A 20,902-nucleotide genomic window follows, 5' to 3' on the forward strand; every position below is an offset into this window, starting at 1 on the left:
AAGGGACCGTCGGTGCAGCGGGAGGCATGTTCGGGACGAGCGGCATACGCGGAACCATCGGCGAGGAGGTGACGGGAGCACTCGCACTCGCCGTCGGACGAGCACTGGCCTCGAGCGGGTACGAACGGGTCGTCGTCGGCCGTGACGTCAGAGAGAGCGGCCGAATCCTTCGCGACGCACTCACCGCTGGGCTCAGAGAGTGTGGAGCGGACGTAGTCGACGTGGGCGTCGTCTCGACGCCGACGCTCGCACGGAACGTCGCTCCGCTCGAGGCCGACGCCGGCGTGGTGATCACCGCCTCACACAATCCCGCAGCCGACAACGGCATCAAGCTCTGGCTCCCCTCCGGGAAAGCGTTCGGGCTGGACGAACGCCGGGCGATCGAAGCGCGCATCGACGCCGACGACTACGACCTCCGCACCTGGAACGACCTCGGCTCGCTCGAGCGCGACGAACACGCTGCCGACCGCCATCTCGAGGCGCTCCGCCGCTCGGTGTCGCTCGAGACCGAGCCGAGCGTCGTGGTCGACGTCGGAAACGGGACCGGGGCGATCACGGCGAGCGTCCTCTCCTCGCTCGGGTGTGACGTCCTGACGCTGAACGGCCAGCCTGACGGGAGCTTTCCGGGACGGCCGAGTGAGCCGAACGAAGAGACGCTCGGTGCGCTCATGGCCGTCGTCGAACGAACGAACGCCGTCGTCGGCATCGCCCACGACGGCGATGCAGACCGGATGGTCGCCGTCGACGAGACCGGGTCGTTCGTCCCGAAAGACGTGTTGCTCGCGCTGTTCGCTCGCGGATCGGCACTCGAGGGCGAACGGGTGGCCGCACCGGTCGACACCAGCCTGGCCGTCGAAGACGCATTGACGGCGATCGGTGCGTCGCTCACGCGGACGAAGGTAGGTGACGTCTACGTGGCCGAGCGAGCGACCGAGCCAGACGTCGTCTTCGGCGGGGAACCGAGCGGTGCCTGGATCTGGCCGGACGAGACACTCTGTCCGGACGGCCCGCTCGCCGCCTGCAAACTCATCGAGTCGATCGAAACACACGGGCCGCTCTCGACACAGGCAGCGGGAGTCGAGACGTACCCGATCCGACGGCGGTCGGTTCGCGTCGACGACCCCGAGACCGTCGTCGAGCGGATCGAAGCCCAGGTGCTCGCCGAGTACGAACGCGTCGACACGCTCGACGGGGTTCGCGTCGACACCGGAGACGGGTGGTTCCTCCTGCGAGCGAGCGGCACGGAACCGGTCGTTCGTGTCAGCGCAGAGGCACGAGCGACCAGTAGAGCGGAAGAACTCACTGCCGAGGCGACGGCGATCGTCGACGACGCCGTGAGCGACTGAAACACGCTACGCTCGGGATGTGGCCGCTGAGAAGTAGACAGACTGTGTAGCTGCAGACCCGACCGGTTCGGACCGCCCCGGAACCCCCGACGTCAGTTCGAGACCGCACTCGCGTCTCGTGCTCACCGAACTTCTTTTGGAATGTAATCGGACGTCTTCATCTCCCGATACGTCGAACAGTCGGGACAGGCGTGAACGACGTCCCGGTTGTCGCCGAACACGCGTGCGAACTGTCGAGTCACTTGGTTTCCACAGGTTACACACCGAGGCGACGTCGTCTGTCGCGAGGTAGTCATCGGCGTCCACTTCGTATCGGATGGTTCCGTCGACATCACCAACGAATAGAGACACGAGGGTATTTACTATACGTCGCATAACACCGTCAGAGCGACCGTTACCTCGAGCGAAAATCCGATAGCCCAGCCGAACGTGATACTCTCGAATATCGCACAGTCACGGCCTACAACCCGAACAATACCAGATTTATGGAGAGTAATATTGTGTTTCCACGGTGGATTTCACGCTCCTGAGAGAGTTCGGAGATCCGACGGGGGGGCGGACGAAACGAACGTCACGCCGAAGGTCCCTCGAGTGAGTCGATCGGCGGGCTGGACACCCACTGAGAGGGCGTCCAGGAGGGAACGAACGGTGTGCATTCGCGGCGGGGGCCGAATCGGTGGGTGCAGGCGACCGCTCAGACACCTTCGACGGCCCGGCAGACGGCGTGGTAATAGACGTATAATTATGCGTCCCATCGGACACCGTACGGGTATCGATGATCGCCGTGATTCTCGCAGCGGGGCAAGGGACTCGAATGCGACCGCTCGCCGATACGCTCCCGAAACCGATGCTACCAGTGGCAGACCGACCGCTGCTCTGTCACACCGTCGACGCAGCGGTGGACGCCGGAACCGAGAAACTCGTACTCGTGGTCGGGTACGAAGCAGAGACCGTCCGCGAGTACTTCGGAGAGCGCTATCGCGGCGTGCCGGTCGAGTACGAGGTCCAACACGAACAAGCCGGTACGGCACACGCGGTCGAAGCGGCACGTGAGCACATCGACGGGCCGTTCGCCGTCCTGAACGGGGACAACCTCTACGATTCGAGTGCGATCTCACGGCTGTTCGCGGAGTGTCCCGCCGTCTGCGCCTTCGAGGTCGACGATCCGCGCAACTACGGCGTTCTCAGCACCGAAGACGGCACCGTCACCGAAATCGTCGAGAAGCCGACGAACCCACAGAGTACCCTCGCAAACGGCGGGGCCTACGCCTTTCCCGAAGCCGCACGGGAGTGGCTCGAGGTCCCCGAGAGCGAGCGTGGCGAACACGAGATTACCGACGTCCTCGCGCGCGTGATCGACGCCTACGCCGTCACGCCGGTCAGTATGAACCGCTGGATGGACGTCGGCAGACCCTGGGAACTGCTCGAGGCCAACGAGTGGAAACTCGCCGAACTCGAGCGACGCGTCGACGGCGACGTGAGCGAAGACGCCCACCTGGAGGGAGCCGTGGTCGTCGAAGCGGGCGCGACGGTGAAAGCGGGTGTCGTACTCGAGGGACCGGTGTTAGTGCGTTCGGGTGCGACGGTCGGGCCGAACGCCTACGTTCGGGGGGCGACGCTCGTCGGCGAAGGCGCGAAGGTCGGCCACGCCGTCGAAGTGAAAAACAGCGTCCTCTCGGCCGGGGCGAGCGTCGGTCACCTCTCGTACGTCGGCGATAGCGTCCTCGGTCGGCACGTCAACTTCGGTGCGGGAACGACAGTCGCCAACCTCCGTCACGACGGCGAACCCGTGAAGTTGACGGTGAAAGGCGAGCGCGTGTCGACCGGACGACGAAAGTTTGGCGTCGTCGTCGGCGACGGCGCCAAAACCGGGATCAACTCGAGTCTCACACCGGGCGTCACGCTGGGGACGGAAACGAAGACGTACCCCGGCGAAACCGTCGACCGCGACCGCTCGACTGACTGATAGAGATCGGTCGACTGACCGGCCACGACTGCTCGGCTGACTAGCCGTGGGCACTGTTGGCGGCGTCAGCGTCGACGCTCAGCCTCAGTTGTCGAGTGAATCGCCGACCCGTGTCGCGGTCGTCCCGACGCCGCTCGAGCCGTCGACGCTGATCGCTCCGTCACCAGTGACCCGAACGAGGTGGTCTCTGTAGGTGAACTCGACCGTCGTCTCACTCTCACTCGAGACGTGCTCTCGACGAAAGAGCATGTCGAGCGCGTCGGTGTCGATGGCGGCGTGTAGCGGTGGCGTGAGCGCCGTCGGATCGACACCCTCGTGTTCTGCAACTCGCTTGACGACCTGAATACTGAGTGGAACCCCCGATCCCATATCCTCCGTGTCACGACGCACTACATAAATCCAGGTGATCGTCCACTGAGACGATCGCTGGAAAGCGGGTTGATAACGCGGGATAGGAGCCGTTGAACACACACGGCGACTGTCACGGGAGCGGTGAAGGAGACGGCCTGGTGGCTGACAGAGGGGACGACAGCGTCCGAAACGGTGGTAATGCTGGCAAGAGTCACGATAGCGCTCGAACCAGTGACAACAGTGGTGTCACAGCAGCCTCGAACCCGTGGCAACACTGGTACGCGGCAGCGCTCGAGACGGCCAGTGTTAGGCCGCACTACTCGACCGTGACGCTCTTCGCCAGATTTCGCGGCTTGTCGATCGGACGGCCGAGCGCGTCGGCAGCGTAGTACGACACCAGCTGGAGCTGGACGTTCGCGACGAGACCCGCCAGCGTCGGATCGAGGTCGGGGATCTCGAGGTGGGCGTCGGCGGTCTCGAGCGCCGGGTGCCCGTCCGGACAGACGGCGACGATCGGTGCGCCGCGGGTGCCCGCCTCGGCTGCGTTCTTCAGCGTCTGTTCGTCTTCCTCGCCGGTGAACACCGCGAAGACCGGCGTCTCGGGTGTGACGAGCGCGAGCGGGCCGTGTTTCAGCTCACCGGAGGCGAACCCTTCCGCGTGTTCGTAGGTGATCTCCTTGAACTTCAACGCACCCTCGAGCGCGACCGGGTAGCCGAGACCGCGTCCGATGAAGAAGTACGACGGACTCTCGCGGTACCGGCGAGCGATACGCTCCGCATCGCTCTCCTCGAGGACGTACTCGACGTGGTCGGGCAGGTTCGAGAGCGACGGCAGGAACGAGTCGAGATCCGCGCTCGGGTCACCGGTGACGTCCGCTGCGATCCGCTGTCCCAGCAACGTGAGGACGACCGCCTGCGACGAGAAGGTCTTGGTCGCGGCGACACCGATCTCGGGACCCGCACGGATGAGTAGTGACTCGTCGGCTTCACGGACGGCCGTCGAGCCGACGACGTTCGTCACCGTGACCGTCCGCGCCCCCGCTTCGTTCGCCCGACGCAGCGCGCCGAGGGTGTCCGCCGTCTCACCGCTCTGGGTGACCGCCACGACGAGCGTCCGACCGTCGACCGGCGGCGCAGCGACGCTGTACTCGTTCGCCAGCAACGCCTGTGCGTGCACGCCCGCCTGGTTCAACGCGAGCGCGCCGTAGACACCCGCGTGGTACGAAGTCCCACAGGCGACGAACAGGACGCGGTCGACGTCCGTGAACGACCCCGGAGGGAAGTCTTCGAGTGTGATCTCGCTCGCCGACCGGCCGATTCGCCCCTCGATGGTCTGGGTGAGCGACGTCGGCTGTTCGAAAATCTCCTTGAGCATGTAGTGGTCGAACGATCCCTTGCCAGCCTGCTCGGGGTCCCAGTCGACCGTCTCGAGGTCGCGAGAGACGTCCCGGCCTTCGAGATCGGTGATCTCGACGCCGTTCGGTCTGACCACGACCACGTCGCCGTCTTCGAGGTAGGTGACGGTGTCGGTGAACTCGAGGAACGCGGGGACGTCGCTGGCGATGAAGTAGCCGTCGGTCCCCTCGTCGACGCCGACGACGAGCGGCGACCCCTTTCGCGCCGCGTAGAGAACGTGCTCTCCCGAGAGCATCGCGGCGACGGCGTAACTGCCCTCGAGTTCAGAAATGGCCATCCTGAAGGCCGTCTCGTTGTCCCAGCCGCTGTCGAGATAGTGCTGGATGAGGTGTGGGATCACCTCGGTGTCGGTGTCGCTCGTGAACTCGTGGCCGCGCGCGGTGAGACAGGAGCGCAACTCCGCGTAGTTCTCGATGATACCGTTGTGGACGACGGCGACGTCCGTCGTCGAATCGGTGTGCGGATGGGCGTTCTCGTCGGTTGGCGGCCCGTGCGTACTCCAGCGCGTGTGTCCGATACCGACCTGCCCGTCGGCCAAACGCGAGTCGATCGTCTCTTTCAACTCCGAGACCTTCCCGGAGCGTTTCTGTACCTTGATTCCCGAGCCGTTCTGAACGGCGACACCGGCGGAGTCGTAGCCTCGGTACTCGAGGTTCTCGAGTCCCGTGAGCAGGGTATCGATCGCATCGTCGGACCCCACGCGGCCGATTATTCCACACATCAGGAACTCACCTGGAAGCGTTGACAGCGCCGCGTCGTTCGATCACACCCCATCCTCTCGAGTGGATTCACCGCTCGAGGACGTCGGTAAGAGAAGGATAGCGCTCCGTGACAGCGCTCGTGCGGGGTCGATGCGCCCGTCCAGACTGTCACTGCCGATGACGGTGATCGGAACACGGACATGAATTCATCCAGACGCGCTCGGCCCATTACTATAGACGGACTAACAGACCCCGTAGTATGTGGCTACGACAGCCTCCCTACCCGTCGAAAACGACAGTGGAGACGGAGAGCGAACGCCGAACGCTCGAGAGAAGCGTGACGGATGTCCACTACGCAGCCGGCAGAGCGACCAAGAGTGACCATTCGAAGACAACAACGGGATACATTCGAATAAATGCACTCCCTAGCCGACGGTACGCCCACCGAACCACGGGAACGGAGGTCTTACACCGACGGAAGAACACACCGGAGTTCCGGTGGAACCGGCCGACAGAGATGGCGCGAGTGACACCGGAAACGGACCCTCGGTGAGGCGACGTGGAACGGCACCGGAAACGGACTCTCGGTGAGAACGCAGGCCGCTCGAGAACGGCAGAGGCTGGCTCGTCGCCTCGAGCCGAGGAGACAGCCCGCCGAGACCTTCACTCGAGTGACCCTCTAGGCGAGAGACGTCTCACAGAGTTCCGCGATGGCGCGGCGCAAACGCTGTGAGACGGCGGACTTCGAGACACCGAGACGCGTGGCCAGTTCGTGCTGTGAGATGCCGCGAGGGACGTCGAAGTAGCCCTCCTCGAAGGCGACCGTCAGCAACTCCTGTTGTTTGTCTGTGAGCCCGACCAGACCGTCGTCGACGCCGTCTGCCGTCCGCAGGTGATTGACCCGGAACGTGATCTCGTGCTGTCGACAGAAGGTATTGAACGCGACGAGTGCATCGCGGTCGGGAAACCGAAGGCCGACGGTCCATCCGTCGGAACTACTCGAGACGGTGAGGACGCGGCCACCGACTTCGGCGACACGCTCGGTGAACGTGAGCGCCCGGTCGGAGAGTTCGACCTGATAGACGCGACGGTTCGGATAACGGTCGACCAGGACGGGGCTGGTGACCGTCGGGTCCGTCGTGAGCGCGCGTTCGAACGCGTCGAAGGTGTCCCCGTAGACGCTACAGAAGAGGAGTGGACGTCCCGACTCGAGCGTGGTTCGATACTCCGGTTCGACCGTCACCTCCGGTGCGGTACGGAGCGTTCGTCCGAGGTAGAGGTCCGGGTGGTCGAGGAGGACTTCGGCAACGATCCCGCCGTCCGCTCGAGACGGGACGTGTGTGGTGTCCGACCCAGCCAGTTCGGTACTCACGTTGTCATCACCGCCACTGGCCACTCCGTCGAATAATGATCGATTATCTCACGCGACTGCATTAATCGCTCGTTTCTCCGCCGGAGGTATGATCGTGTACGCTACGATCGTACACCCGGTAGCGACTAACGCTATACGTATTCACCTCCCCTCTCGAGCGAGGTGGCGAACCGACTACCGGTGTGGAGGGAAATCGGCATCGAGAGTGGAGAGAAACGATGTGTTTCCCGGCCGGAAACGGCGTCGAACAGGTGGTCGCTGCCACCTGAGGGACGGAGTTCGTCAGAGTGATCTCGAGACCGGAGTGGCACGTAGTGATGGCAGTCTCGAGACCGGAGTGGCACGTAGTGATGGCAGTCTCGGGGGCACGGACGGCACGAGACGCGGACGCGAGCGGTAGGGACTCGTCAGTAGCACGGACAGCAGGAATATCGTATCAATTTAGCTAGCGAGTGGTGCGCCGGTCAGTAGAACGGTTCGAGGACCTCGTCGTCGTCGAACGACTCGAGTGCGGTCTCGAGGTTCTCGCGAACCGTCTCCTCGTCCAGCCCCTGGTGGAGACCGCGCCGTGACGAGCCGATGACGTCGAGTAAGTGGAGCGTCTGCTCGTCGAGCTCTCCGAGCAGGTCGTCCTCACCGAGTTCACCGGCTTCGATGGCGAGTCCGTAGAGTCCGTGAAGAATCTCCATCAGCTGGTACTCGAGTGCGACGTACGGGATGCCCGCTTCGCGAGCCTCCTTCGTCGCCTGCAATACCTTCAGTTGGTACTGGACCGCAGGGTTCTCCGCCGCCGCTTCGATCTCCTCTGCGCTCCGACCGAGCTCCTCGAGCAGGCTGTTCGTTTCGTCCATGTCACAGAGTATTCTGCAAGTTAATTATAAATTTTTTGGTTAACTTGATAGATATATTGACACAACACGTGACGAGTCGTTCTGGATTCGACTACAGGAACGTGTACCAGGTCCGAGTGGAGTGTCCCCGGTCCGACCGGAGGAGTGTCCCCGGTCCGACCGGAGGTGACTACTACTCCCGGGCTCGAGGTCGAGACGACTACGCTCCAGTACGCCACGAGACGCACCGGCCAGCCACGAGACGCTACGGCACACGAACCGGCCAGTTACTCCTCGAAGAGCAGTGTGAACAGCTTCCGCTCTGCGGTCCGGAAGTGGCGGTTGAACGTCGGTTGAGCGATGCCGAGCGAGTCAGCGATCTCCTCGCCCGTCCGCTCTCTTGGCCACTCGAAGTAGCCGTTGACGTACGCCGTCTCGAGGACGAGCCGTTGTTTCTCGGTGAGACGCTCGGCGAGCGCCGAACGGAAGTCACGGTGTGAGACCCTGGTCCGGTCCCCCTCACGACGGGCCAGGAGCGATACCTCGTCGAACGACGCCTCGAGCGTGTCGACGAGTAAGCGCACGTCACTCCCCTGCGGGAGGTCGACGAGAACGCGCGTACGCGATCCATCCGCAGTCGCCGACCGCAAGACGGCCTGAGCATCGGCCAGCAGCGAAACGAGCGACGAGGTAGCGACGAGTTCGAACAGCGAACCGTCGTCCCGCTCGGCGACCGGCCGAACCGATGAGACGCCGTCGAGCCGGCGTGCGTACTCGAGGACGGTCTCTTCGGAACCGTTCGACGTACGTACGAACAACGCCAGGTAGCCGTCCGTGCGGGGAACGTACGACTCGAGCGAGACGCGACAGTCGAGACCGCGGGCGAGCCTCGAGAGGAGGTCCTCACCGCCGCGAAGCTCGAACTCGAGGTTGACGACGTCGGTCGTCAGGAGCGCCCGTTTCGTCTCCAGCGCGTCGATGGCGAACGCGAGTACGGTACCGACGTGTGAGAACGTCGAACGAGCGAACGTATCGAACGCTGCCGGCTGAGTGGCGTACACGGACAGCACACCGTGACGTGAGGTCCGGTTCGATAGCGGGACCGACAGCGCCGAGTGAAAGCCGGCATCCAGTGCCGATGTAGCCCACGGCTGGCCGGTCTCGAGGGCGATTCTGTCGACGACGGTTACCTCGTCGGTGGCGACTGCACGACAAGCTGGTTCTCCGCGGTCGTCGTGGCTGGCGAGTTCACCGCGGTCGTCCGTATCGGGAGGGGCACTGTGGTCGTCCGTATCGGGAGGGGCACTGCGGTCGTCCGTATCGGGAGGGACACCACCGTCGCCGACCGTGAGGTCGACACGGTCGAGATACGAGCGAGGACCGCTGTCGTGTGGACTGCCGTTCGAATCGATCGACCGTCCGATCGAATCGGCGTGGGTGGGACCCGAATGGTGGTGGTTGGTTGAATGATTGTTATTAGTTTTTTCTTCGGGCGCGCACGCGTGCGGAACGATTCGACGTTCGTACTCCCGACCGATCCAGACGAAGTCGACCCACTCGAGATCGAGCAGCGCTGCACACACCCGCTGCTCGAGCGCCGACCGCGTGTCAGCCTCGAGTGCCTCACACACGACACGCTGTGCGATAGCACTCAGGTTCGAACGAGCATCGAGCGCCGACTGGACCTGTGAGAGCGTCCGGTCTCGACTCCGGAGCGTCGACGCCAGGCCGGCGGACTCGGACGGTGAAAACGGGTAGACAGTCCGCTCGAGTGAGCGCCCGCCTCCAGCAGAGTCCCGCGGTGAGAGACCGAACACGGTGGCGACGATCCCTGTGACAGCCGGGTCTGTGAGCCGATTGGCCATCCGTATCACGGCCGTCTGCCAGGTACCGTCCGTCCGAGCGATGCGACACGTCACCCAGCGCGTCTCGCCGAGCGAAGCGTCTCGGAGGTCGCCGATAGTTTCGAACAGGGCTGCTGTGTCCGCCGGGTGGACGAGTCGAGATGGCCCCACCCGTTCGACCTCGTCGGGTGTGTGGCCGGTGATCGACTCGATGGCCGGGCTCACGTACCGAAATCCACCGTCCGCGTCGAACACGAAGACGAGTGAACCGGCGTGTTCGAGCACCGTCCGGTAGAACGGCTCTGCAGGCGTGTGACGGGAGTGGGCACGCTCGAGTGCGTTCGCGACCCGAGCACACGCGAGCGCCGGCGGATCGTCCGCGAAGAACACGTCCGAAGCACCGCTCGAGAGCGCTGTCTCGACGTCCGCCCGGTCGACCAGTGCAACGATCGGCACGTGGCCGTCGACCTCCCTGATCGCGTCCAGCACGCGGATCGGTCCCGTCTGTGGACGGACGTCACAGACGATACAGTCGGCACTCGAGTGACGAAGTGACTCGAGCGCGTCGGTCGCCAAGACGGCAGCGACCGCGCCCGGCGTGACGACGGCGGACGTGATCGCCGACGTCGTCTCGGCCAGCCTGGCAGAGTCACCGACGACGAGCACTCGAGTCCGCGTGTCGGTAGCGAGCGCGGATCCGTCACTCATCGATCCACCGCGGTGACGATGCCAACAGGCTGACGAGAGACAGCGCAATCGACACGGTCGCTGTGAGAGAGCAGTGGATGCTACTCACTGTGAAGTGGCTATCGGGACGGTGAGTAGACACGGTTGTCCGAGAGGTTCCGGGTACCGGTGTATAAACACCGTCACCGTATCACTCAGAAGTATGTTACTACCGGTAGTAATACGCAGTTAACCGCTGATACGAAGCGGTTGAGATCACCGGTGTGTCGAACCAGAGCGAAGGCGTCGGTACCGATGGTGTCGGTTCACTCGAGCGATTTTCACCGGAAACTCGGTGTGAATCGCTTGGCAGTGAGAGAGTTGGAAGTGACCGCACCGATCGTGGGGACTATCCAGTACGGATGTGCGGCCGATCGTGGGGACTAGCCGGTGACGAGCGTGTGGCCGTTGGTAGATTTTCACCGGAAAGTTGGTGTGGGGAACACGTTTGTGGGCGGGAGAGACCTTCTATCGTCGTATTTCACCGGAAGGACGGTGTAACCGGAAGTGGTTTTTCGTCCACCTCCCTAGCCCCATCCAATGAACCGTCGACGATTCCTCAGCGGAACCTGCATCGTGGGAGGAGTTTCGCTCACAGGCTGTCTCGAGCGCCTTGGGTTCGAGGAGGAGTCTGCCTGGAGGGACCCGCCGCTGGTCGAGGACCGACCGAGTGCAGTCTACCTTCCCGCGTCGACTGAGGAGATGGGTACGTACGGTACTGCCACCGACGGCGAGTACGCCGTCTCGCTCTCCTATACGTTTCCCCACCGGTTCTGGACCGTCGCTGGAACCGAAACGAACCGTGTCGTCGTCGAGCCAGAAGATACACTCCACCTGATGTGTACCGTCTGGGACCCGGTGACGGACACCGTCCTTCCGGTGGACATGAGCCTCGAACTACTGCGAGACGGGGAGCTGGTGACCTCGGCGACGCTCTGGGCGATGCTCTCACAGCGAATGGGATTTCACTACGGGGAAAACGTCTCGCTCCCCGGCGAAGGAGCGTACACCGCACGGATTCGTGTTGGACCACTCGATGCACGCCCGACCGGCGAACTCGAGGGACGGTTCGAGAGCGCGAGCACGCTCGAGATCGACTTCGAATACCAGCGGTCAGACATTCACGAACTCGAGTTCGAACTGATCGACCACGACCGACGAGGAACGCGTGATGCGCTAGAACTGATGGACCACGGTGATCATCACGGCAGCCACGACGGTCACGACAGTCACGACAGTCACGATGGCCACGACAACGGTGACGATGGCTACGACCACGGTCACAGTGACCACGGCAGCCACGATGGGCACAATGACCAGGGGGACCATCAGGGCCAGGGAAGCCATCGAGGAGGTTCACTCGGACACCCACCAGCCTCTCGAGGGGCGGCGGTCGACGATCTCCAGGGAACGATACTCGGCTCGGCCCGTAGCGCTGACGCGTACGTTACCGTGCTCGAGACGGATCTCGAGCGGTTCGTCTCGAGCGGTGACGAGACGTATCTCGCAGTGTTCACACGAACGCCGTACAACGACGTCATCCTCCCGTTGACGTCCCTGACTGTGAGACTCGAACGTGGTGGAGATGGTACAGAAACGACGGCGGTCGAGACGCTCGACCACGAATTTGGACACCACTACGGAGTCACGCTCGAACGGCTCGAGTCCGGAGACCGGCTGACGATCTCGATAGAGGCACCGCCCCAAATCGCTCGGCACGACGGGTACGAAACAGCGTTTTTCGAGTTCGACGAGATCGAAATCGGTGTGTGAACGGGAGGGTCGAGAGTGATGGTAGTAGAGTCTGGGAAACAGGTGACGTGAGGAGGTAACCGGACCCACCGGTCCGGGGACACCGGGTTTCCAGTGAAAGAGAGTGCGGAGAGACGGGCGAAGACACACACACCAGATTTCCGGTGAAATGGGAAAGAGGTCACAGGTTGGAGGGGACAATCACTGATCAGAGAACTCCAGAGAATCATCACAGAGCTCCAGAAAATCATACTGAAAGTGAGAAGGACACCGTGTTTCCGGTGAAAGAGTGGCTATCTTTCTGGCGAAAAGCCGGCTGCCGGCGAGCGATAACGTCTCAGATCGGTCGTTCAGAGTCGAGTATCCGTCGCGGATGCGGTGAACCGCATCATACAGAGGGAGGGAAGCTGAGACACACACCGTGTTTCCGGTGAAATGGCACGAGAGTGGAGTGGACTGCGACGGATTTTGCTGATCTCCTGGCAATAAAATGACGGTCTTGACGCGATAAAGTGATGGGGAGATGGGAGTTAGAGTCAGGGTTTTCGTAAAATATAAATAGTCTAACTGCGAATAGTCCATTGATACGGTCGGCATACAGAGAAAGACGTCTACGTCGGCTACCGACGTTTTCATCGGAAACTATCGATCTCGAGTGAAGTCGCTGTCCTCGAGTATCCTAGTCTTCTCTTTGATCCCTCACTTTTTCAGCTCTTGTTCCACTCCATCCCACTCTTTTCCTCTTGTTCCTACTCCTCCCCGCTCCTCCCCGCTCCTCCCCGCTCTTGTCCCCCTCTCCCTTCTGCTCCCTCCCGCTCTTGTCCCCCTCTCCCTTCTGCTCCCTCCCGCTCTTGTCCCCCTCTCCCTTCTGCTCCCTCCCGCTCTTGTCCCCCCCCCTCTCCCCTCCTTTCCGTTCTGATCCATCTTTTTCCTGACTTCTCACACTCATCCCCTGTATATCGGAGCCTCACGTCCGTGTCTGGACCGTATCGGCCGGTGCTACACTCACCCACACCACGTTTCCGGTGAACGAAAACCCCCGTTTCAACTGCACCCCACCCACCCCCTCACCCCATTTCACCGGAAACCTCGTGTGTGTGTGCTAGCTATATTTTTTGACACGAACTCCCCTCCGAAACAGTAAGACCTATTCACCGGAAACGTGGTGTCTATACCGTATGCCGAGCACCGGGGACGACCTCTTCACTCGAGAGGACCCAATCTTCGAGAACAAAGAACTCCTCGAGATCAACCACTTGCCCGAGGAAGGCCGGATCGTCGGCCGTGACGACGAGATTTCGAATCTCGCGAACGCAGTCAACCCGGCGATCTTCGGGCAGAGTCCGAGTAACCTGCTGATCTACGGGAAGACGGGCACGGGTAAGTCCCTCTGTGCGAAACACATCTCGGCGCGACTCGTCCGCGTCGCAAAAGAGGAAGGCGTCACGGCGGAGTTCGCCTACGTCGATTGTGCACAGGACAACACTGAAACCCAGGCGGTGCAGACGATTGCGGACTCGCTGAACGATCCCGAGCGGACGAACATCAAAATCCCTGATAAGGGTCTCAGTACGTCGACGTACTACAAACGACTCTGGAAGGTGCTCGACTCGCTGTACGACGTCGTCTTGATCATCCTCGACGAGGTCGACAAACTCGACGACGACGACATCCTGATGCAACTCTCGCGCGCGGGTGAAGCGGGAAAGCTCACACAGTGTAAGATCGGCGTCATTGGGATCAGCAACAAGATCAAGTACAAAGACCGGATGGACGAGCGGGTCAAATCGAGCCTCTGTGAACGCGAGTTCGTCTTTCCGCCGTACGATGCGAACCAGCTTCGTGACATCATGGACGCCCGTAGCGACGCCTTCAAAGATTCCGTCCTCATGCCCTCCGTGATTCCACGCGCGGCCGCCCTCGCCGCTCGAGAGCACGGGGACGCTCGGAAGGCGATCGACATTCTCCGTTACGCTGGCGAGATCGCCCAGTCGACCGGCAGCCAGACCGTTCGCGAGGAGTTCGTCGTCCAGGCGCGCGAACGCGCCGAAACCGACCGGTTTCGTGAACTCATCCGCGGCTCGACACCTCACTCCCGGTACGTCCTCCAGGCGCTCGCGGTCCTCTCGCTCAACACGGCCGACGAGGACGGCTTTCGAACGACGAAGATCTACGACGTCTACGAGGAGATCTGTCGTCAGGAGGGGTCTGACACGCTCTCCCTCCGGCGCGTTCGCGACCTCCTCAAAGAACATGCCTTCCTCGACATCATCGAACAGTCGCGCCAGAGCGGCGGCAGCGCCGAAGGTAGCTACACCGAACACCAGTTACTCGAGGACCCCGACGTCGTCCGCAAAGTGCTCGTCGAGACAGTCGAACCGTAACTCGTACGGAACCGAAACTCGCCGCGTAGTTCTCTCGCGGCCACACAGCTGTCTCCTCCGACCGTCGACGCTCCTTCACGTCCAATCGCCGTGTCCTCTGTTCTCACACCCCCCCTCTCGGCTTTTCACACTCCACCTCGACCGTTTGCGTATTTATTTCCACTTCCAGAAATTCACCGGAAACCCGGTGTGGGGGTGGGAGGAACCTCTCTCTTCGAATCCGTCGTGAGTGCTCAGAACTGTCGATGTCGCGAACTGGTGGTCACCACCCGATGTCACGACCCGTTGGCCAGCAACCCACGTGGTGACTCGTTTATTCGCTCACATCCATCGTCAGTGACGAGTACGAGGTCCTCGAGCCGGACGCCGAACTCGCCCTCGAGGTAGATTCCCGGTTCGACGCTGAAGACCATCCCCGCCTCGAGTTCACGGTCGTTTCCGGCGACGATGTAGGGCGGTTCGTGCACTTCGAGTCCGACGCCGTGGCCGGTCCGGTGGACGAACGCATCGCCGTAGCCCGCCTCGTCGATCACCGTCCGGGCGGCGTGGTCGACCTCGCCCGCTGTGACGCCCGGCTCGACGATGTCCACGGCAGCCTGCTGCGCCCGGCGTACCACCTCGTGAACCCGTCTGGCCTTCGCCGATGGCTCACCGTCGAACACGATCGTTCGGGTCTGGTCTCCTGGGTAGTATCCGACGCCGACGTCGTACGTCGCCGGGACGAACGCACCGAAGTCGAGGACGACTGGCTCTCCCGCTTCGATCCGCCGGTCTCCCGGCCGGTGGTGTGGACGGGCACCGTTTGGGCCGCTCGCGACGATCGTTTCGAACGCCGGTGCCGTTCCTCCCGCCTCCTCGAGGAGTCGGTCGATCTCTCGAGCCAGGTCTCGTTCGCTCGTCCCGACGACCGTCGATCCGCGCTCGCGGACCTCGACGGCGATCCGGTCTGCGATCGCTCCCGCTCGGCGCAGCGCCTCGCACTCGGAGGCGTCTTTTCTGGCTCTGAGCGCTCCGACGACGCTGCTCGCGAGTTCGACCGTCGCATTCGGACGGAGCGCACGGAGCGGTTCGGTGAACGCAGCCCACATGGTGTCGTCGACGAGGAGCGTCGCCTCGCGTCGGCGTGCTCGGTCGCCCGCTTCGCCTCCCGGCGCTGGCCGTGAGCGCTCCGCCGGTGGCTCCTGTCGTCTCACCCCGTGGTCGGTGAGTGCCGTATCGACGAGCTCCCACGGATCTGTCGCGTCTCCCCAGAGCCGTACGTCGTCGACCCAGGACTCCTCGAGCGCTCCGGCGTACAACTCCGGCGCAACGATGGTGGGGTCAGCTGTGCGCGAAACCAGCCCGAACAGCACTCGCTCGGAGGGCGTCTCGTCGAACCCCGTCAGATACGTCGTGTTAGGGCTCGGAAACAGGACGACTGCGTCGGCGTCGCGTCGCTCGAGGTGCCGTTTACACGCGCGGACTCGGTCGGCGAAAGGCGCACTCATAGCGCGCTCATCGACGGGAAATAGGAAAGGACTACCGCTCACCGTCGACCGGCTGTCGCCGTCGGGGGCCGTCCAGTCGATGCTCGATCCTCCCACGGGTCTCGAGGTGGCCTGCTCGAGGCGACTGGCCGCCCGTCTCCGTCCCTCGTCGGTCACTGTACTCGCGCTGTAGCCGGAGCGTACTGTCGTCCGTCTGAGCGACCCCTGATAGTGGATGGTATAAGAGTGCCATGCGGATGCAGGCCGGTAACCAACCCGTCGGGACGGTGTCGGGATGGTACGAATGCGTCCCAACGAGGAGCGAGCGTCGCCGACGACTGACTTACGCGGACGTACATCGAGGACGGAGCTCTCAGTTCCCGGGGAGCTCATCGTCGCGTCCAACCGACAACCGTACCGACACGAGTACGTCTCCGCACCGCCTGCCGGCCGTCGTCCATCAGACGAAGCGGTCTCTGATTCAGATGGCACCGCCACCGACGGTGGATTCGTCGACGTCGGCCGCAACCGCGATACACAGCCAGCCCGGTCTGAAATCACGGTCGAGTGTCCGACTGGTGGTCTCACGGCGGGTCTCGACCCCGTACTCTCTCGTTCCGGTGGCACCTGGATCGCCTGGGGCGACGGCGAGGCTGACCGCGCCGTCGCCGACGAGGACGGGTGCGTGCGCGTCCCGCCCGGAGACGAATCGTACACCTTGCGCCGGGTCTGGCTCTCAGACGCGGCCGTCGACGGCTACTACTACGGCTACAGCAACCGCGTCCTCTGGCCAACGTGTCACGAACTGCTCGAGTACGTCGACCACCGTCCCGACGACTGGACCTGGTATCGCCGGGTCAACCGGGAGTTCGCCGACGCGGTCGTCGACCACGCGAGCGAGGACGCGGTAGTCTGGCTCCAGGACTACCACCTCGGTCTCGCACCCCGGCTGATCCGCGAGTCCGTCCCCGAGTCGGTGACGATCGCACAGTTCTGGCACATCCCCTGGCCGCGTCCGTCCGTCTTCGGATCGAGTCCACTCGAGACGACCCTGCTCGAGGGACTGCTCGGCAACGACTTCCTCGGGTTCCACATCGAGGAGTACTGCGACGCATTTCTGGCCACCGTCGACTCGCACCTTCCCGACGCGTCGGTCGAGTACGCTTCCGGGACGGTTCGCTACGACGGCACCGAGACACGGGTCGGCGCGACCCCGATGGGTGTCGACGCAGAGACGTACGACCGCCAGAGCAGGGCGCTCGACGGCTCGCGCTGGGAATCGATCCGCTCGCGCTACGGGATTCCAGACGACGTCACCGTCGGTCTCGGCGTCGACCGTCTCGACTACTCCAAAGGTATCCCTGCGCGTCTCGACGCCATCGAGCGGTTGTTCGAACGGTACCCATCCAGACGCGAGGCGTTCACGTTCGTTCAGAAGGCGACGCCCAGTCGAACGGACATCCCGGCGTACGCGGTTCACGGTGAGCGCGTCCGCGAAGCGGTCGGCCGCATCAACGACCGGTTCGGAACCGAAACCTGGCAGCCCATCGTCTACACCGAGGACGTCATCTCGCGTGAGGATCTCTGTGCGCTCTATCGCTACGCAGACCTGCTGGTCGTGAGTTCGCTCCTCGACGGGATGAACCTCGTCGCCCAGGAGTACGTCGCCTCGAGCGTCGACGGTGAGGGAACGCTCGTCTTGAGCGACCGGGCAGGCGTTGCCTCGTCGTTCGACGATGCGGCGTACACGGTCGATCCGACCAACGTCGATGCGCTCGCCGACGCGATAGACGAGGCACTCTCGGCGTCACCCCTCGAGCGACACCGCCGTATGACTCGCCTGCGCGAACACACGTTCGCGCGCGACCTCGAGTGGTGGATGACCCGCCAGTTCGAAGTGATCTCCCGCCTCCACGACCACGAACACCCCGACTCGGAGACCGCCGTGACCGACGGCCGAAACCATCTGAGCGACGACGCCAACGAGCCGGCCACAGACGCAGACTCGAGCAACTCTCCTTCCTGCTGATCACCGCCATGTCACTACTGGAACCGACGCACTCGTTCGAGAGGCCGCTGCCCAGCCTTCGAGAGACGATCGACCAGGCGAGTGAGACACTCGTCTGTCTCGACTTCGACGGAACCCTCGCACCGATCGTCGACGACCCCGACCGTGCCCGTATCACGCAGTCGAACCGCCGCGCACTCGAGGCGCTCGCTTCGACACCGGCGGTCACGACCGCGGTCGTTTCCGGCCGTGCGCTCTCTGACGTCCGTTCGCGCGTCCCGGTCCCGGTCACCTGTGCCGGTAACCACGGTCTCGAACTGTACCGTGAGGGGTCGCACTCGGTTCATCCGATCGCGAAAAAGCGTGCGAGCACCGTCGAAGAGACTTGTGAGGCGCTCGAGGACGCCCTCGAGCGCTTCCCGCAGTGTCGCGTCGAGAACAAGCAACTGACGGGGACGGTGCACGTCCGTTCACAGCGCACCCGGACGCGAACCCGCGTCCACCGCATCGTACACGAACTGGTCGAGCGCATCGGCGGTGACGCACTCGAGACGTCCCGCGGAAAGCGCGTTCTCGAGATTTCACCGGCTGTCCCCTGGGGAAAAGGCGATGCGGTCGCGTTGCTCGAGGAGAGCAGTCCAGGTGACCCGTTCGTCCTCTACGTCGGCGACGACGTAACGGACGAATCCGCCTTCCGGACCGTCGAACCAGACGGAATCGGTGTTCACGTCGGCACCGATCGGCCCTCGGTCGCCTCGTGTCGAGTCACCTCACCGTCGGAGGTCTCGTCGCTGCTGTCGTGGATCGCTCGCGCTCGCAGTACCGCGGCTACTGACGAATCGGTCGACACGGTGGCCATTGCCTCACCGGCGGGACTCGAGTGAGTCTACGCGCTCGAGTCCCCCGACGAGACCACCGAAAGAACGGTGTAGGGGGATGAAGGGTGAGACGGAGCGGGGGGAATGTGAGACGTCGCCTGGCAACGACTTTGATGGGGGATGTGTGTAGTGCGTTGGAAACGGTATCTCTCGTAGCGCTCTCGTCTACACCCAGATGGATCGTCGCACTATCACCACTTAAAATTTCCGATCGACATGCGAGTGACGAATTACCGCTTCAGAGCCGAAAGTATTAGTTACCATCGGAAATATAGGTATAGTACGAGTGTGAAAAGCAGTGAAACTCAGACAACCAACTGACTTCCTCATCCTCGAAGCGCTCGAGGACACGGGTCGAAACGTCGCAACGAACCTCGCCGCCCACACGGGCAAGAGCCGAAAGAACATCAACACCCGCCTGCCGGTGCTCGAGGACTACGGTCTGGTCGACAAGATCGGTCCCGCCGAGCGGTCGGGCCTGTACGAGATCACGTCCCTCGGCAAAGCCGCGATGATCTACCAGGATCAGTACGACGAAGTCGACGACTTCGAGGCGCTCATCGAAGGGCCGAACGCCAGCGCGCTCGGCCAGTCGCCCGAAGCACAGGCGAGTTTCGTCCGCGGTGAAGAACAGCCCGAAGACGACGACGACGAGTAATCGTCACCCACCGCTCGCGCCCGATCCGATGCGTCTGCGCGGCGTGTCGGCCCGGTTGTCGACTTCCCACACTCCCACTCGAACAGTGGCGGGGTAGGGAGGGGGACACGAGAGCTACGGCGTCGTCCCACCGACGGTCGTCCACGGGACGACGGGCTTCAGACCGTCACTATCGCTACTGGTAGGGCCGCTTACGAACACGGCGTTCGTATCACCACTCTCTCACATACCCGAGAGCCGTGGCGCTGCTCGCCGCTGTGTCCACTGGTGATACTGCTCACCGTCGTTCCGCCAGAGACCTCCGGTCGTCCCCCAGTCTCCTCCTCGAGTGTCGACTACCCCCTGGTGCGCACTCGCTCGAGGAGCGTCTCGCCTCCTTCTGCGAGCGCGACGAACGAGAGCGCCCAGAGGGCGACGAGTGCCCCTCCGGCGACGCCGAGACTCGAGCCCTGTTCGCCGCCGGGGTAGGCGATCGAGGCGAGACCGAAGACGATCAGTAAGGACGCCGCCGCGTACACCGGGTAGCGCCACCCGATTCCGCGAGCGCTCCCGTACAGTGCGAGACCAGCGACGCTCAGCCCCATCGCTGCCATGAACAGGTAGTGGTCGAACTGAACGTGGCCGTCGTTGAGCGTCAACTGTGCGTTGAGTTCCACGCCAGCGAACGTGATCGCGCCGACCGCCGTCACCCCTGCCACGACGGCGAGGCGCTTGTCGACGCTCTCGAGGGAGGGAAGCTGGTCGCTGGCTGCCGGGTGGACGATGGCCATCCCAACCAGCAGACCGAGCAGGAGGACGAACACCGGCGAGAACGTCCCGGCGAGCGTGAAGACGGTTACGAACGCGACCCACATGATGATCGCGCTGTGGAGTGCGCCAACGCGCTCGCTGGGTCGGACTGCCTGCACGACGACGCCGAGGACGAGCAGCCCCAGGAAGCTTCCGAGGACGAAGTGGTGGAGTTCGTGGCTGGCGTAGTAGTACTCGCCGAGGAAGATGCCCGTCCAGAACGTCATCGGCTCGGCAAATGCGGGAAGGGCCAAAGCGAGAAACGCGACCCCGAAGAGTCCGAACAGCCCGATTTTCAAGCGCTCACGTGTGAACTCCCTTCTCACGTTCGCCAGACTCATCGCTGTCCCTCTGCTGGGTATCGAGCGTTCGCTCGCGTCTTCGAGGTGGTACTCGCTTCCGTCAGTGATGGATC

General features: G+C 63.2%; 16 protein-coding genes. 7 read left to right on the forward strand and 9 right to left on the reverse strand.

Annotated features, from left to right (window positions below):
• Positions 1-26: 26 nt before the first annotated feature.
• Entirely contained in the window at positions 27-1,346 is a 1,320-nt protein-coding gene (gene glmM / locus N0B15_RS13895; protein ID WP_263020305.1) for a phosphoglucosamine mutase, read from the forward strand.
• A gap of 122 nt (positions 1,347-1,468) precedes the next feature.
• Here glmM and N0B15_RS13900 read toward each other — a convergent pair whose 3' ends face one another.
• Entirely contained in the window at positions 1,469-1,678 is a 210-nt protein-coding gene (locus N0B15_RS13900) for a DUF7563 family protein (protein ID WP_263020306.1), read from the reverse strand.
• Positions 1,679-2,121: 443 nt separating this feature from the next.
• Here N0B15_RS13900 and glmU point away from each other — a divergent pair, with 443 nt between their 5' ends.
• Positions 2,122-3,312 carry a bifunctional sugar-1-phosphate nucleotidylyltransferase/acetyltransferase gene (gene glmU / locus N0B15_RS13905; RefSeq protein ID WP_263020307.1) on the forward strand — a complete coding sequence of 397 codons (1,191 nt, stop codon included), beginning with the start codon at positions 2,122-2,124 and terminating at the stop codon, positions 3,310-3,312.
• 84 nt (positions 3,313-3,396) lie between these two features.
• Here the strand turns inward: glmU and N0B15_RS13910 are convergent, their stop codons facing one another.
• From N0B15_RS13910 to N0B15_RS13930, 5 genes are all read right to left on the reverse strand, one after another.
• Entirely contained in the window at positions 3,397-3,681 is a 285-nt protein-coding gene (locus N0B15_RS13910; protein ID WP_263020308.1) for a HalOD1 output domain-containing protein, read from the reverse strand.
• A gap of 298 nt (positions 3,682-3,979) precedes the next feature.
• The gene (gene glmS / locus N0B15_RS13915) at positions 3,980-5,800 is read right to left on the reverse strand and encodes a glutamine--fructose-6-phosphate transaminase (isomerizing) (protein ID WP_263020309.1); all 1,821 of its coding nucleotides are present in this window, start codon (positions 5,798-5,800) and stop codon (positions 3,980-3,982) included.
• A gap of 659 nt (positions 5,801-6,459) precedes the next feature.
• Positions 6,460-7,152 carry a helix-turn-helix domain-containing protein gene (locus N0B15_RS13920; RefSeq protein WP_263020310.1) on the reverse strand — a complete coding sequence of 231 codons (693 nt, stop codon included), beginning with the start codon at positions 7,150-7,152 and terminating at the stop codon, positions 6,460-6,462.
• 464 nt (positions 7,153-7,616) lie between these two features.
• Entirely contained in the window at positions 7,617-8,003 is a 387-nt protein-coding gene (locus N0B15_RS13925) for a hypothetical protein (RefSeq protein WP_263020311.1), read from the reverse strand.
• Positions 8,004-8,269: 266 nt separating this feature from the next.
• A complete protein-coding gene (locus tag N0B15_RS13930) occupies positions 8,270-10,534 on the reverse strand; it encodes a bacterio-opsin activator domain-containing protein (protein WP_263020312.1) in 2,265 nt (754 codons plus the stop codon).
• Between the two features lie 558 nt (positions 10,535-11,092).
• Here N0B15_RS13930 and N0B15_RS13935 point away from each other — a divergent pair.
• Positions 11,093-12,325 carry a DUF7350 domain-containing protein gene (locus N0B15_RS13935; RefSeq protein WP_263020313.1) on the forward strand — a complete coding sequence of 411 codons (1,233 nt, stop codon included), beginning with the start codon at positions 11,093-11,095 and terminating at the stop codon, positions 12,323-12,325.
• Between the two features lie 658 nt (positions 12,326-12,983).
• Here N0B15_RS13935 and N0B15_RS13940 read toward each other — a convergent pair.
• Positions 12,984-13,247, reverse strand: a complete 264-nt coding sequence (locus N0B15_RS13940) for a hypothetical protein (RefSeq protein ID WP_263020314.1) — start codon at positions 13,245-13,247, stop codon at positions 12,984-12,986.
• Positions 13,248-13,482: 235 nt separating this feature from the next.
• On the opposite strand from N0B15_RS13940, the gene N0B15_RS13945 reads away from it, so the two are divergent.
• The gene (locus N0B15_RS13945; protein WP_263020315.1) at positions 13,483-14,688 is read left to right on the forward strand and encodes a Cdc6/Cdc18 family protein; all 1,206 of its coding nucleotides are present in this window, start codon (positions 13,483-13,485) and stop codon (positions 14,686-14,688) included.
• Between the two features lie 275 nt (positions 14,689-14,963).
• Here N0B15_RS13945 and N0B15_RS13950 read toward each other — a convergent pair whose 3' ends face one another.
• Positions 14,964-16,175, reverse strand: a complete 1,212-nt coding sequence (locus tag N0B15_RS13950) for a M24 family metallopeptidase (protein ID WP_263020316.1) — start codon at positions 16,173-16,175, stop codon at positions 14,964-14,966.
• 283 nt (positions 16,176-16,458) lie between these two features.
• On the opposite strand from N0B15_RS13950, the gene N0B15_RS13955 reads away from it, so the two are divergent.
• From N0B15_RS13955 to N0B15_RS13965, 3 genes are all read left to right on the forward strand, one after another.
• A complete protein-coding gene (locus N0B15_RS13955; protein ID WP_263020317.1) occupies positions 16,459-18,183 on the forward strand; it encodes an alpha,alpha-trehalose-phosphate synthase (UDP-forming) in 1,725 nt (574 codons plus the stop codon).
• An 8-nt stretch (positions 18,184-18,191) separates the two neighbouring features.
• Complete coding sequence (otsB, locus tag N0B15_RS13960) at positions 18,192-19,046, forward strand: trehalose-phosphatase (RefSeq protein WP_263020318.1); 855 nt, start codon at positions 18,192-18,194, stop codon at positions 19,044-19,046.
• 292 nt (positions 19,047-19,338) lie between these two features.
• Entirely contained in the window at positions 19,339-19,698 is a 360-nt protein-coding gene (locus N0B15_RS13965) for a winged helix-turn-helix transcriptional regulator (protein ID WP_263020319.1), read from the forward strand.
• Between the two features lie 335 nt (positions 19,699-20,033).
• On the opposite strand, the gene N0B15_RS13970 is transcribed toward N0B15_RS13965, so the two are convergent.
• A complete protein-coding gene (locus N0B15_RS13970) occupies positions 20,034-20,714 on the reverse strand; it encodes a hypothetical protein (RefSeq protein ID WP_263020320.1) in 681 nt (226 codons plus the stop codon).
• Between the last annotated feature and the right edge of the window lie 188 nt (positions 20,715-20,902).

The organism is Natronobiforma cellulositropha (assembly GCF_025629245.1).
In the GTDB taxonomy this organism is placed as follows: domain Archaea; phylum Halobacteriota; class Halobacteria; order Halobacteriales; family Natrialbaceae; genus Natronobiforma; species Natronobiforma cellulositropha.

Excerpts from the sequence above, each read along its gene's own strand:
- N0B15_RS13900 (WP_263020306.1), bottom strand. The coding sequence starts at position 1,678 with ATGTCGACGGAACCATCCGATACGAAGTGGACGCCGATGACTACCTCG.
- N0B15_RS13935 (WP_263020313.1), top strand. The coding sequence starts at position 11,093 with ATGAACCGTCGACGATTCCTCAGCGGAACCTGCATCGTGGGAGGAGTT.
- glmM (WP_263020305.1), top strand. The coding sequence starts at position 27 with ATGTTCGGGACGAGCGGCATACGCGGAACCATCGGCGAGGAGGTGACG.
- N0B15_RS13925 (WP_263020311.1), bottom strand. The coding sequence starts at position 8,003 with ATGGACGAAACGAACAGCCTGCTCGAGGAGCTCGGTCGGAGCGCAGAG.
- N0B15_RS13950 (WP_263020316.1), bottom strand. The coding sequence starts at position 16,175 with ATGAGTGCGCCTTTCGCCGACCGAGTCCGCGCGTGTAAACGGCACCTC.
- N0B15_RS13945 (WP_263020315.1), top strand. The coding sequence starts at position 13,483 with ATGCCGAGCACCGGGGACGACCTCTTCACTCGAGAGGACCCAATCTTC.
- glmU (WP_263020307.1), top strand. The coding sequence starts at position 2,122 with ATGATCGCCGTGATTCTCGCAGCGGGGCAAGGGACTCGAATGCGACCG.
- otsB (WP_263020318.1), top strand. The coding sequence starts at position 18,192 with ATGTCACTACTGGAACCGACGCACTCGTTCGAGAGGCCGCTGCCCAGC.
- glmS (WP_263020309.1), bottom strand. The coding sequence starts at position 5,800 with ATGTGTGGAATAATCGGCCGCGTGGGGTCCGACGATGCGATCGATACC.
- N0B15_RS13930 (WP_263020312.1), bottom strand. The coding sequence starts at position 10,534 with ATGAGTGACGGATCCGCGCTCGCTACCGACACGCGGACTCGAGTGCTC.
- N0B15_RS13910 (WP_263020308.1), bottom strand. The coding sequence starts at position 3,681 with ATGGGATCGGGGGTTCCACTCAGTATTCAGGTCGTCAAGCGAGTTGCA.
- N0B15_RS13955 (WP_263020317.1), top strand. The coding sequence starts at position 16,459 with ATGCGTCCCAACGAGGAGCGAGCGTCGCCGACGACTGACTTACGCGGA.
- N0B15_RS13970 (WP_263020320.1), bottom strand. The coding sequence starts at position 20,714 with ATGACGTTCTGGACGGGCATCTTCCTCGGCGAGTACTACTACGCCAGC.